At 35.9% G+C, this 12,889-nt stretch carries 10 protein-coding genes; 5 read left to right on the top strand and 5 right to left on the bottom strand.

The features are described 5' to 3' along the window. The first annotated feature begins 105 nt into the window (after positions 1–105). Both V192_RS0114040 and V192_RS0114035 read left to right on the top strand, forming a co-directional pair. Complete coding sequence (locus tag V192_RS0114040) at positions 106–765, top strand: CatB-related O-acetyltransferase (RefSeq protein ID WP_025872793.1); 660 nt, start codon at positions 106–108, stop codon at positions 763–765. A gap of 383 nt (positions 766–1,148) precedes the next feature. Next, positions 1,149–2,414: an MFS transporter gene (locus V192_RS0114035; RefSeq protein WP_029948279.1), complete on the top strand. Its 1,266-nt coding sequence runs from the start codon at positions 1,149–1,151 to the stop codon at positions 2,412–2,414. 60 nt (positions 2,415–2,474) lie between these two features. Here V192_RS0114035 and V192_RS0114030 read toward each other — a convergent pair whose 3' ends face one another. Both V192_RS0114030 and V192_RS0114025 read right to left on the bottom strand, forming a co-directional pair. Then, a complete protein-coding gene (locus V192_RS0114030; RefSeq protein WP_025872790.1) occupies positions 2,475–2,789 on the bottom strand; it encodes a DUF1827 family protein in 315 nt (104 codons plus the stop codon). Between the two features lie 200 nt (positions 2,790–2,989). Then, on the bottom strand, positions 2,990–5,245 hold the full coding sequence (locus V192_RS0114025; protein ID WP_025872788.1) for an ATP-dependent Clp protease ATP-binding subunit: 2,256 nt from the start codon (positions 5,243–5,245) through the stop codon (positions 2,990–2,992). A 327-nt stretch (positions 5,246–5,572) separates the two neighbouring features. Here V192_RS0114025 and V192_RS0114020 point away from each other — a divergent pair, with 327 nt between their 5' ends. The 3 genes from V192_RS0114020 (at position 5,573) to ptsP (ending at position 7,931) form a co-directional block, all read left to right on the top strand. Next, a complete protein-coding gene (locus V192_RS0114020; protein WP_025872786.1) occupies positions 5,573–5,764 on the top strand; it encodes a hypothetical protein in 192 nt (63 codons plus the stop codon). Positions 5,765–5,937: 173 nt separating this feature from the next. Beyond that, complete coding sequence (locus tag V192_RS0114015; RefSeq protein ID WP_010765749.1) at positions 5,938–6,204, top strand: phosphocarrier protein HPr; 267 nt, start codon at positions 5,938–5,940, stop codon at positions 6,202–6,204. Beyond that, positions 6,204–7,931, top strand: a complete 1,728-nt coding sequence (gene ptsP, locus V192_RS0114010) for a phosphoenolpyruvate--protein phosphotransferase (protein WP_025872781.1) — start codon at positions 6,204–6,206, stop codon at positions 7,929–7,931. The genes V192_RS0114015 and ptsP overlap by 1 nt, the downstream gene beginning before the upstream one ends. A gap of 249 nt (positions 7,932–8,180) precedes the next feature. Here ptsP and V192_RS0114005 read toward each other — a convergent pair whose 3' ends face one another. The 3 genes from V192_RS0114005 to V192_RS0113995 are packed head-to-tail and all read right to left on the bottom strand — an operon-like array spanning position 8,181 to position 12,780. Further along, entirely contained in the window at positions 8,181–8,939 is a 759-nt protein-coding gene (locus tag V192_RS0114005; RefSeq protein ID WP_025872779.1) for a nucleotidyltransferase domain-containing protein, read from the bottom strand. Positions 8,940–8,962: 23 nt separating this feature from the next. Next, a complete protein-coding gene (locus V192_RS0114000; protein WP_025872777.1) occupies positions 8,963–11,506 on the bottom strand; it encodes a metallophosphoesterase in 2,544 nt (847 codons plus the stop codon). Beyond that, the gene (locus tag V192_RS0113995) at positions 11,506–12,780 is read right to left on the bottom strand and encodes a class I SAM-dependent methyltransferase (RefSeq protein ID WP_025872775.1); all 1,275 of its coding nucleotides are present in this window, start codon (positions 12,778–12,780) and stop codon (positions 11,506–11,508) included. The genes V192_RS0114000 and V192_RS0113995 overlap by 1 nt, the downstream gene beginning before the upstream one ends. Between the last annotated feature and the right edge of the window lie 109 nt (positions 12,781–12,889).

The following is a 12,889-nucleotide window of genomic DNA, read 5'->3' as shown; positions in this document are numbered from 1 at the left end:
GGAGTGAGTAAAAATGAGTCGTCGTTTAAGACAATTAAAAAATGTTTCAGTGGTAGCAAGCTTCTAAGTCATAAGAAAAATCAAACTTAGAAGCGAGGAAGAAAAATGACAAACAATAATAATTTTGAAAAATGGTCTGACACAATGTACTTAAAGGACTTGGTTACAAATCCCTTGATCGAGGTAGGCGAGTTTTCTTATTACTCTGGTTATTATAGCAATCAGGAGTTTGAGAATGGCTGTGTTCGCTATTTGTGGGGAGATCCATTGACAAAAGCGGCCTTTGATCCGGTAAAAGATATGGGTTGGCATCTAGATAAATTAATTATTGGAAATTATGTATGTATTGCAAGTGGTGCCACGATTTTGATGGGTGGCAATCACAATCACCATCCAGATTGGATCACTGTGTATCCTTTTGCCAGCCATGTAGAGAAATCGTATGAACCAAAAGGGGACACAGTCATTAAAAGCGATGCGTGGATCGGGATGGATGCGATGGTCATGCCAGGCGTTACGATTGGTGAAGGAGCCGTGATTGCAGCAGGCTCGATGGTCGTAAAAGATGTTCCACCATATACGGTCGTTGGCGGTAATCCAGCGAGAGTGATCAAACAACGATTCTCAGACGAGGAAATTAAATTACTTTTAGAGCTGAGATGGTTTGATTGGACGGCAGAACAAGTGGAGTCCGCGAAAGATATTTTGATGAGCGACTCTATCAAAGAACTTTATATGTATTATAAAAAGCATATCTTAAATTAGAGATTGAGATAAAAGGAATCAGGGAGTCTCTCAGACACCTTGTATTGTGTATCACCGAATCACTTTGTTCTTTGTGATTTACAACAATGCGGTCGAAACGAAGTAATGGTGTTTACTCGCATCTTTTATTCGAAACTAAAGAGAGGTTGCTTCTGACCCCGCCGTTTATTCGGATTTATAGCCCTAGACAAAACTGATTTTTAGTTTTGTCCAGGGCTCTTTTTTGTATTCATAATAAATTTAATGTCAGCTTTAAAGTCTAAGATAGGACAATAGTCCGAGTGAATACAGGACTTTAGCCTGAGTATTCTAACAAGTCGGAATGGTAAACTTGAGTATCTAAGTATTTAAGGTTTGATAAAAAAAGGGAGATGAGGGGAAAAATGATGGGGAAAGTGAATAAAAATATTTTGTATTTGATATTGGGACAGATGATATCAGTTTTTGGTGGGGCAATTTTACGATTTGCCTTAGCGCTTTATGTATTAGATAAAACAGGACGGGCAGATATCTTTGCAACGATTCTAGCGATTTCAAGTATTCCTGTCTTGTTCGCTCCGATTGGCGGTGCAATTGCAGACCGATTTGATCGGCGTTTGTTAATGGTTCTAATGGATATTATTAATGCGGTTTTAGCGATAGTCTTATTTTTTATTTTAGGTTTTACTGATTCAATCGTTATGATTGGTTTACTGTTATTCTTACTATCGATTGTTGGTAGTTTTGATACACCAGTGGTTACTGCGAGTATCCCTCTATTAGTAAAAAAAGATCAATTGGAGCAAATAAATGGTTTAGTTAATGGAGTTTTATCTATGTCGAATGTAGTTGCTCCTATTATTGGGGGGATTTTATATAGTATATTAGGTGCGCAAAAGCTGATTATAGGGAGTGCTATATTTTTCATTCTAGCTGCTTTTATAGAAACCTTTTTACGTATTCCCTTTGAAAAACGACCAATGGAATCTGGTGTGTTAAGCACCTTAACAAATGATCTAAAGGATGGTTTTAAAGAAGTCCGTAATAATCGAATTATTTTTAATGCTATTTTGATCGCGGCTCTTATCAACTTTACGTTATCGGCCTTTTTTATTGTCGGAGTTCCTATTGTGTTAAGAGTTGTTTTGCAGGCGAATGATGCAGTTTACGGTATCGGCTTGTCAGTGATTAGTTTATCCACAATCCTTGGCGCGATTTTTACCGGATTTTTCACAAAGAAATTACGAATCAACAATCTCTATAAGATATTTACTTTATCTGGTTTGTTGTTGATTTTAATGAATATTGGGTTAATGTTTGCAGGAAACCCATTAGGAAATACAGTTGGCTTTGCAACATTTATACTAACTGGAATTCCAATCGGGATGATGATGAGTATGATTTCAATTTACTTGATCTCAATGGTTCAAAGAATAACACCAAGAGAAAATATTGGTAAAGTAATGGCTACGATCATGGCTGTATCACAATGTGCAGTCCCAATTGGTCAAATCATCATTGGGTTGTTATTTAAAACAACCACAACAAATGTATTTTTTCAGGTGATGATTGTTGCTGTATCAGTGTTGTTAGTCTCAGGACTGTGTTGGTATCTATTTAGACATTCAACGGATAATGACATTGGTGAGGTAAGTGGGAATAAAGAATAAAAAGAGTGCGAAACAAAACTGATCATTCGTTTTGTTTCGCACTCTTTTTACTGAATATATCTAATTTTCAACAAGGCTAGACGTCATCGGAATCGAAATTTCTATCACATCTTTTAATTCAATGATCGAAATTTGATCACGAACATATTTATCTTTTGGAATACGTCTCAAGAAATAAGATAAAACCTCATTGATTTCTGTCTTACGAACAGCGCGTTTCTTATTTACAATCAATATTTCAGCATGTTGGGCAGCTTCTGTATAAACGACGGTCGTGTTACCCGCTGAATAAACTTTGACAAAGTATGCATCGGTATTTTCTAGTTGTTTATTGACTAGCTGTTTGTAGCTATTAGTTACATTGACTAATTTCATTTTTTTCACCTCAATTTCATTTTTTTACATTAATAATAAAATGCAGAGTATTCACAGAATTAACTAAGCTAGAATAATCTTTATTAAAATTTGATATAAATTCACTCACTCTTATTATAAATTTTTTTAGCTTAAATAAAAAGAAATTTGTCTTGAAAAACACAAAAAAGTCAATCAGTATGCCTGATTGACTTCACTTTCTATGCTTCTTCTGGAGTTACTTCATTGGTATCACTAGTATCTTGGGTTGTTTTTCCAGTAACAATAATTTTTTTATCATCATCTAGTTTAGCGATCAATTGATGTTCTTCTGGATGATCTAGGAAATACTCAGCAATACCATCTTCGATTTGCTCTTGGATCGTTCGACGTAAAGGACGAGCACCCATTGCAGGATCATAGCCTAAATCGACTAATTTTTCTTTGACATCCGTTGTTACATCAATGTGAATTTTTTGATGAGCAAGTAGATTGTTGACTTCGTCTAGCATCAAGCTAACGATGTTCATCAAGTTTTCTTTGCTCAATGCTTTAAATTCAATGATGCCATCAAAGCGGTTCAAGAATTCTGGCGTAAAGAAATTATTCAACTGTCCTAAAACAGATTTTGTAAGTCCCGCGCGCGCAGCGCCAAAGCCGACGTTTGCTTCGACATTACCAGTTCCAGCGTTACTTGTCATGATAATGATCGTATCTTTGAAGCTAACGGTTCTACCTTGGGCATCTGTTAGGCGTCCATCATCAAGAATTTGCAAGAACATATGCAAGACATCTGGATGAGCTTTTTCGATTTCATCTAGTAAAATCAAGCTATATGGATTACGACGAACTTTCTCAGTTAACTGTCCAGCTTCATCATAGCCAACATAACCTGGAGGCGAGCCAATCAATTTAGACACGCTATGTTTTTCCATGTATTCACTCATATCAAAGCGGATCATGGAATCTTCTGAACCAAATAATTCGTAAGCTAATTGTTTCGCTAATTCAGTTTTACCAACACCAGTTGGTCCTACGAATAAGAAAGAACCGATCGGACGGTTTTGTTTGCCTAAACCAACGCGATTACGGCGAATGGCTTTGGAAACTTTATCGACTGCGTCGTCTTGTCCAACGACGTGTGCTTTCAGATCGACAGCTAGGTTCTTCAATTGTGTTTGTTCTTTTTCTTTTAAATCACCGACAGGAATCCCTGTTTTTTGTTCCACGATCGCTTCAATATTTTTTTCACCGATCACAGGCGTTTCTTCATCGCTGATTTGTTTTTCTTTCATTGCTTGTAATTTATTGATTTGATCACGATAATAAGCCGCTTTTTCGAAATCTTCTTCTGCAGACGCTTGTTGTTTTTGTTGTTCTGCATCTGCTAGTTTTTTCTCGATTGTTTTAGGATCGACGATTTGGATGGTCAAGTTCATTTTAGAACCAGATTCATCTAATAAATCAATTGCTTTATCTGGTAAGAAACGATCTTGGATATAACGGTTAGATAAAGTTGCAGCGGCTTTGATCGCTTCATCTGTATATTTTACATGATGATAATCTTCATAACGCTTTTGCAACCCTTTAAGAATCGCAATCGTTTCATCGACAGTTGGTTCATCTACACGAACAGGCTGCATCCGACGTTCTAAAGCAGCATCTTTTTCGATGATACGATATTCATTTAAAGTCGTTGCACCAACCATTTGCAGCTCACCACGAGCGAGTGCTGGTTTTAAAATATTACCAGCATCCATGTTGCCGTCACCAGCAGCTCCGGCACCAACGATTTCATGGACTTCATCAATGAACAAAATAACATTTTCAGCTTGCTTGATTTCTTCGATCAATTTTTGCATACGTTCCTCAAATTGCCCACGAATACCGGTTCCTTGAACTAAGGAAACGACATCTAGACGGATGACTTCTTTGTCTAATAATTTTTGAGGGACATCACCTTCAACGATTTTTTGAGCTAAACCTTCGACAACTGCTGTTTTACCAACACCAGGTTCACCGATCAAGACTGGATTGTTTTTTGTGCGACGATTTAAGATTTCGATTACCCGTTTGATTTCTTCATCACGTCCAACAACTGGATCGACGTCACCATTTCGAGCGGCTTGGGTAATATTGATACCGTACTCACCTAATAAACCATTGGATTGTCCGGCTCCGCCGTGTGGAGGCTGACCACCGTTAAAGCCGTTGCCATCACCAAATTGGGTAGGTGGGGTTTGACCATTAGGGTTTCCTTGTTGTTCTTGCATTTGACGTGATAAAGAACGATATAAATCATCTAAACTTCCAAAACCAAATGGATCTTGTTGAGACATTGTTGGTTGGTTATCGTTTGCTTGTGCTTTTAATTTTTGGTAGCAACTTTGGCAATAGTCTAATTGTTTTCTTTGACCATTAACATTTGCATATAAGTGGATCGTTGCTGGATTTTGTTGACAATTTTGACAAATCATAGGATAAAACACGTCCTTTCAAAGTAAGACTAATGATAGTTCAAAGTCAATTAAATAGGTCGAATAGTCTGCTGACCATTTTTGACCTTTGAGAATATTATAGCATCTTTTGTACAAGAATCAAGCAATTGAACTTTAAATTCGTTTGATAAGTAGAGCATAAAACAATGGTAATAGAGGACATAGCTTATAATTAGCAGAATTAAGGCTATTTTTATAAAAATATTAAGGTTTGTTTTTATAAAAGTAGGAATAATTTAGACAAAAATCTATTTTTGTCATACAATATCTTCAGTCTAAAATAAAAGTGAAAGCTGTGATCAACTGATGTATGAAAATCCATTTGAAGAACAAATCAACGCCTTAAAAGAAGGAGCTATTTCCGAACTTATTATTGAACCAAAAGATTTTCCTGCCTTTAGAGAAGTTTGGAAAAATTTGCCGGATCGAATGTCTTTTGTCGGAGAAGCTGGATTAAATGGACGAATTATATATCGTTATATGAAGGAAGAAAATTAATTGATCGTTTCAATCGATAAAAAATAGGTGAAAAGTGTTGTATCTACTCACAAAAAATGGTAATCTTAAAAATTGAAAGGGTATTTTCTAGATTCTAGTTTCATTTGAAACGTGTCAAGAAAGGAAAACCCTAACATAAAAAATTATTTTACTTACGAAGGAGACCGATTTATATGGAAAAGAAAGATTTTCACATCGTAGCAGAAACAGGGATTCACGCACGTCCAGCTACATTATTAGTACAAACTGCAAGTAAATTCAACTCAGATATCAACTTAGAATACAAAGGTAAATCTGTTAATCTTAAATCAATCATGGGCGTTATGTCTCTAGGCGTTGGCCAAGGTTCAGACGTAACTATCTCTGTTGACGGTGTTGACGAAGCTGATGCATTAGCAGCAATCGTAGACACAATGAAAAAAGAAGGATTGTCAGAATAATGTCTGAAATGCTAAAAGGAATTGCCGCAAGTGATGGTGTCGCTATTGCTAAAGCTTACCTGTTAGTTCAACCTGATCTATCTTTCGACAAAAAATCTGTAGATGACACATCTGCTGAAGAAAGCCGCTTAGATGGCGCTTTAGCAAAATCTACGACTGAGTTGCAAGCAATCAGAGAAAAAGCAGCGCAAAGCCTTGGTGAAGAAGAAGCGCAAGTATTTGATGCACATTTAATGGTTTTAGCTGACCCAGAAATGATTGGTCAAATCAAACAAAATATTCAAGATAATAAAGTAAATGCTGAATCTGCGTTAAAAGAAGTAACAGATATGTATATCGGTATGTTCGAGGCAATGGATGATAATGCTTACATGCAAGAACGTGCTGCTGATATTCGTGATGTTGCTAAACGTATTTTAGCTCATTTACTAGGTGTTACTCTTCCAAATCCTTCAATGATCAATGAAGAAGTAGTTGTGGTTGCCCATGACTTAACACCAAGTGATACCGCTCAATTAGACCGCACGTATGTAAAAGCATTCGTAACGGATATTGGCGGACGTACATCTCATTCAGCGATTATGGCTCGCTCTCTTGAAATTCCTGCAATCGTAGGAACAAAAGAAATCACTGCCAAAGTCAAAGAAGGCGATATTTTAGCTGTTAACGGAATCGATGGGGATGTTATCATTCACCCAACAGATGCTGAAAAAGCTGATTTTGAAGCAAAAGGCAAAGAATATGCTGACCTTAAAGTTGAATGGGAAAAACTAAAAAATGCTGAAACAGTCACTGCTGATGGTAAACACATCGAGTTAGCTGCAAACATTGGTACGCCTAAAGATTTAGAAGGCGTACACAACAATGGTGCTGAAGCTGTTGGTTTATATCGTACAGAATTCCTTTACATGGATTCTCCAGATTTCCCAACAGAAGATGAACAATATACAGCTTATACTGCAGTACTTGAAGGTATGAACGGCAAACCTGTTGTGGTTCGTACAATGGATATCGGTGGAGATAAAGAATTACCTTATCTGCAATTACCGCATGAAATGAACCCGTTCTTAGGTTACCGTGCTTTACGTATCAGCTTATCTGAACGTGGCGATGAAATGTTCCGTACACAAATGCGCGCATTATTACGTGCTTCTGTTCACGGTAACTTACGCATCATGTTCCCAATGGTTGCAACGTTAAAAGAATTTAGAGCAGCGAAGAAAATCTTTGAAGAAGAAAAAGCAAAATTAGTTTCTGAAGGAACAAAAGTTTCTGATACGATTCAAGTTGGTATCATGATCGAAATTCCTGCAGCAGCTGTAATTGCTGACAAATTCGCCAAAGAAGTTGATTTCTTCAGTATTGGAACAAATGACTTGATCCAATACACAATGGCAGCAGACCGTATGAACGAACGTGTTTCTTACCTATACCAACCATATAACCCATCAATCCTACGTTTGATCAAGAACGTTATTGATGCTTCACATGCTGAAGGTAAATGGACTGGTATGTGTGGAGAAATGGGTGGCGATCAAATGGCTGTTCCATTATTGGTAGGAATGGGCTTAGATGAGTTCTCAATGAGTGCGACATCTATTCTTCAAACTCGTAGCTTGATGAAACGTCTAGACACTAAGAAAATGGCTGAACTTGCCGATCGTGCGTTGAATGACTGCGATACAATGGAAGAAGTTATTGACTTGGTTAAGGATTATACGAAATAAATAGTAATTAAAAGCTTTCGCTGTTCAGAATCCGTTCTGAGTAGTGGAAGTTTTTTAGATAAATTGGCCAGACTGGTGTTTTAAAGTTAAAAATTTTGAGAAAAGTTATGCTAAAATTACTTACATAACTGTATCGATCCTCACAAATGTGCAAGATCAGTAAATAGACCAATATATTGTTCAAATAATAGATATGAATAGAGAAACTAGAAGCTTGAGATAATCGACTCAGGCTTCTAGTTTCTGTTGTTATTCTAGCCATTTTAAAAAGAAGTCATTCAATTCGTCATAGGTAATTGAAGAAAGTGTTTCTAACGTTTGGACATAGGCTTCAAAATAAGCGATTTTTTCTTTGATAAACACTTGAATCTCCGGAATTTGTTTTTCTAATGCTAATTCTTCGCCTGCTTTTTTTCTTACTAATAATTGTGCTACAGCTTCTAAAAATTTAGTCGATAAACTAGGAATGGTTAGTAGCTGTTCAAAAGCGACTGGTGGTTTTTCATGATAATACTCAATCCACATACAGGCAAGTAAGGGACGCAAAACATAAAAATATTTTTTGCTTTTCACTTGTTCCTGCTTCAAATAATCTCTAAAATTCCCTTTAGCCATATGCAAATAATGATAGATCAATCCTTTAGGTTGTTGGATTTTATCAGCGAGTAAGCTCAATTCATGATGGAATGTTTCATTCTTCCTATAAACAATAGGAGAAGCTAGCCATTCTAATAGCGCTGGGTTGTTTTTTCTTAGTAACGTTAATGTTTTATCTAGATCCCAACCGCTGATATCTAAATCACCAGAAATTGGATATTCCAGTACATCTTTTGTAGGTTGTAGTTGTAGGTACCATTCTTTTGGTCGAATATAGATAAAACGAACATCGTAATCACTATCTTTTGAAGGAAATCCCCAAGCTCGGCTGCCTGATTCTACAGCATATAAAATTTGGATATGTTCTTTTTCTGCGATTTTATCGAGTTCGTATTTTATTGTTTGATCCATTTGGAAACCTCCTTTTTAAACGATTATAGACGAGGATCAAGTTCTTTTTCTTTTGATAATTCAAACAGTAAATCCGCTAAAATAGTGAGATAAATTTCATTATTTTCATTGATTTCATGAACCGGAATTGCTAAGAGTTCTTTTGCCAATTCATATTCTTTCAAGGAAGTTTTTAATTTTCCTGTCGTTTTTTTATTTGCAGTTAATTTTTTATATCGCGGTTCCCATTGATAATCATAGCCATAAATCAAAGTTAGGTAATCTTTATTACGAACTTTCATAAAAGGTACAGTGTTTTCTGGCAAATGGTTTGGTTTTAATACGATTCCTTCCATTTGTTGATCCACAGTGATTGAATCGAAAAATTGGGTTGCTAGTTGTAAAGCTTCAGGTTTTTGTAAATCAATGACTTGAAAGAGATCGTTTGAAACGAATGTATAACGTTCTATACTGGACCAATTTGGTAATTCTTCAGAGCCGTTTTTATAGACAATCTTTAACAAATCAAACGGACTGTAAGTTAGTTCAGCTTCTACTCCATACAACTCAAGCTGTTTTTCATAGGTCTTCACGAAGGGCTCTCTTTCAGCAACTGGAACGTGGTAGGGTGCAACCTCTGATAAATACTTGTATTGGCTTGCCTTAAATTCACCATATTTCTTTTTCATCTCTTTTTTACTGTGGTGTTTTACATCATAAGAATAGTTCGTATTTACCATATCCTCGTTTAATTTTGTAAAAGCTTGATCAAAGTGATGTTCCTTTAAAAAAGTGTTTTCTATCTCTAAACCTTTAGCAATAGGTTGGTACTCTTTTCTAATGAGTCCATCACCTAAAGCAGACCAAGGCAATAATTCTCCGTCTAATAATAGCATGTCGATGTTGTGTTTTTGCATATAAGAGCTAAATTTTGTCAACAATCGCCGATAGATAGCACTTAAATCTAAATGTTGGATTCTATTACCATTTCGTGTGATAGCATAACATTTATCGAGGTCATTAAAAAGATAGAGGTTACAGCGAGAGCCCATATATTTAGGTTGCAAAATCAACTCCTTAACACCTTTTTGTTTGAAGTAAAGAAGCCCTTGCGCTAATGATTCTAGCTCATTATTTGCTTCATCTGCTGCAGAAGGTGCCATCGTTCCTGAGACAAATTGAATTTTGTTTTTGACCATATAACGAAGTTTCCGTTTTTGATCATCTGAAAGTAATTTCCAGGATGCTCGTTTGGGTTTAGCGAATAAAAGAGGAAGTGGTGCTTTTACTCCTTCGTTAGATGAAACAGAATACAGCATTGTTTTATATGGGAGTACACGAATAGCTGTTAAACGATTTTTTGAAACGGCTCCAGTGTCAATACTACGTTTGTTTTTCAAGCGAAATGCTTCTTGGTTCGCAACATGGCCAAAAATGTGTAAGGGTAAGTTGAAATAACTTTCCTCCTCAAGAAAAGCTAATTGTTCTTGAATATCTGCTTCCCGATTTAAACGGAAATTCCGCTGTTTCTTTCGGGAAAGACTATCTAATTTGCCTAAGTATTTCGTTTTACATGGCGCATGAGTCACAATAAATGATTGTTTGTCAGTACCGATTCGACGGAAAAATGGTTTACTTTGTTCGACTAAATGGAAAAACTTTTCAGCTAATTTTTGGTCTTGTTGTAAGACCGGTATAGAATCGAAATAGGTCTCAAGAACTTCTTTTTGCGTTCCTTTGATCGTTTCTTTCAGATATTTATAAACAAAGTTTTCATGATTACCAATAGTAAATAGAAATTTGTCTTGATTATCGTAGAGGAACTCTATTATTTTTTTAGTATTATTTCCTTTGTCAATCCAGTCACCAACGAGAATAGTTTTAGTTGAATCTATAGCAGCATTTTTGCTTGCTGAAGTCTCTAGGGTCGTTAGTAATTCTTTAAGCGTGTCTACACACTCATGAATATCACCAATGACATCATACTCCTGATTTGCCGGCAGCAGGCATGAGTAGTAGTCCTCTTGATCTGTAATCGTCACAGAGATATCTGAAAAATCATTTTTTGTCACTCGATGGATCATATGATAATTTTCTCGGGCTAATTGCGGCAATACTTCTCGTTTTAATCGTTGAATGTGATCACTGATTAATCGACGTGAACGTTCACTCTGGTAGTAATCCTCACGATTTTTATAGTCGAAAACAATTGTTTCGATGTGATAGTTTTGTTCTCGGGCAAGTTTTGAGATTTCTTCACGGAATTCTTTTGCCAATCCAGTTGTATCCACAATGACAAATTCTGCGCTGATTGGATAAGTCGTAACTGCCTGTAATTTTTCTTTTAAAAAGGGAAAGGCCACGTTACTAGCTTCTAGCATCACTCGATCATATTTATCGAATGAATGTCCAAGTAAGTCTTGTCTAATATCATCAGAAGATAGATATTGAACATTGCTGACAAAGTTTTTTTCTGAATCTGTAACGGTTAATTGTTTCATTAAAATATCTTTTGAAAAAGTTGTCTTGCCACATTCAGTTGGTCCAACTAATAAAAAGATAGTATGCATTTTTGTTTCGATAATCATTATGATTGCTCCTTTCGTTTGATCAAAACGCCTTGTGTTGTGCTTACTTGATCAACTTGATCCCCGATAGCTAAAAATTCTATCGTATATTGTGTTAAATCTACCAACTCTGTTATCCACGTTTTAAATTCTGTTTCATTCATTTCCCAGTCATGATCGTCATGACGCATTTGTCCTTCTGTTAAATAATAGTGTTGATTAAATGAACGATTAGGTGTTGAAAGTATCAGCTTGTTGATATTTTGCTGTAGGATTTGTTGAACAAAAGTCGTAGCCACGCTCTTTTCCATATGTTCAACGACTTCCATCAGCAAAACATCGATTGGCTCATTACTTTGCGACATCATGACCCATTCCTCTAGCGAAGAATAAAAATCGACATTTTCTAGTTCTTTTTTTGCAACCTTTTCTTTGGCAACCGCTAATGCATCGGAATCAATATCAATTGCTGAGTAAGATTTTTCGTTTAACTTTTGTGAAAAATGCGAAATATAGTAACCTTCACCGCAACCAATATCAACGATACTGTGATCAAAATCTAGCAAGGACTCCGCCAAATTTCGTCTTTGTAAATTGGTTTGACCAAAAGCAAACTGGATCGTATAACGTGTTGTTTCTTCAATTTCTTCCTTAAAACGATTGAAAAGATTTCTGCGATTTAAAAAATGTCGAACAAAAAGATTTCGTAAGTAAAATGGTGCATCGATTGCCTTTAATGAAGTAATTTGTTTGCTGATGGATGATTCTGCTTCATCTAAAAACTCGGGTGCGAATAATGCTTGGAAAAATAAAAAGAGTTGTGTGTAATGAAGCAAGTCATGTAAAGATTCCTCGGTTTGAATAGTTAATGTACCAACATTTTCCAATTGTTCTTCATAGGTTAGAGAAATTGAAGGAAATTGTTGCTGGAAAAAACGTAAAAAATGTTTACGTCGAACCGCAATAGAGGCAAAAACTAAGGTATGCGTATTGCCTTTTTCATCAAATTCTTGCTCTTTCATAGGGTAACTAAAGTATTCGGTTAATAATGCTAGATAAGCTAAAGGTGCTTGATATTGTGAGACGTTTAAATAATGATTTTCCTCTTCTCTTGTTGGGCGAAATGAAATGGTTGAATCTGAATCGGAAAAGTATGCACAATAGGTGAACTCATCTGGATACCAGCCATAGCCAAATCCCTTTCTGATTTTTCTTAATTGCATCCCACTCGCAGGGTTTTTGTATAAGAGATAAGATAATTTTGGATTAGTAGAGTGTAATTTTATAAAAGCCATGCTAACTTCCTCCTAGAAGTAAAAATGTAATGAGCTTATTCTATCTTTTTCTCAAGAGACTAGCTCATGAAACGAGAGATATTTAAGTTGTTTTCATCATAATAGATAA

The organism is Enterococcus crotali (assembly GCF_000633635.1).
Taxonomy (GTDB): Bacteria; Bacillota; Bacilli; order Lactobacillales; family Enterococcaceae; genus Enterococcus_L; species Enterococcus_L crotali.
This window is presented reverse-complemented; position numbering and strand designations above follow the sequence as displayed.

What these genes read in the sequence shown, in the direction of transcription:
- V192_RS0114040 (WP_025872793.1), top strand. Translation starts at nt 106, where the DNA reads ATGACAAACAATAATAATTTTGAAAAATGGTCTGACACAATGTACTTA.
- V192_RS0114030 (WP_025872790.1), bottom strand. Translation starts at nt 2,789, where the DNA reads ATGAAATTAGTCAATGTAACTAATAGCTACAAACAGCTAGTCAATAAA.
- V192_RS0114005 (WP_025872779.1), bottom strand. Translation starts at nt 8,939, where the DNA reads ATGGATCAAACAATAAAATACGAACTCGATAAAATCGCAGAAAAAGAA.
- V192_RS0114000 (WP_025872777.1), bottom strand. Translation starts at nt 11,506, where the DNA reads ATGATTATCGAAACAAAAATGCATACTATCTTTTTATTAGTTGGACCA.
- V192_RS0113995 (WP_025872775.1), bottom strand. Translation starts at nt 12,780, where the DNA reads ATGGCTTTTATAAAATTACACTCTACTAATCCAAAATTATCTTATCTC.
- ptsP (WP_025872781.1), top strand. Translation starts at nt 6,204, where the DNA reads ATGTCTGAAATGCTAAAAGGAATTGCCGCAAGTGATGGTGTCGCTATT.
- V192_RS0114025 (WP_025872788.1), bottom strand. Translation starts at nt 5,245, where the DNA reads ATGATTTGTCAAAATTGTCAACAAAATCCAGCAACGATCCACTTATAT.
- V192_RS0114020 (WP_025872786.1), top strand. Translation starts at nt 5,573, where the DNA reads ATGTATGAAAATCCATTTGAAGAACAAATCAACGCCTTAAAAGAAGGA.
- V192_RS0114015 (WP_010765749.1), top strand. Translation starts at nt 5,938, where the DNA reads ATGGAAAAGAAAGATTTTCACATCGTAGCAGAAACAGGGATTCACGCA.
- V192_RS0114035 (WP_029948279.1), top strand. Translation starts at nt 1,149, where the DNA reads ATGATGGGGAAAGTGAATAAAAATATTTTGTATTTGATATTGGGACAG.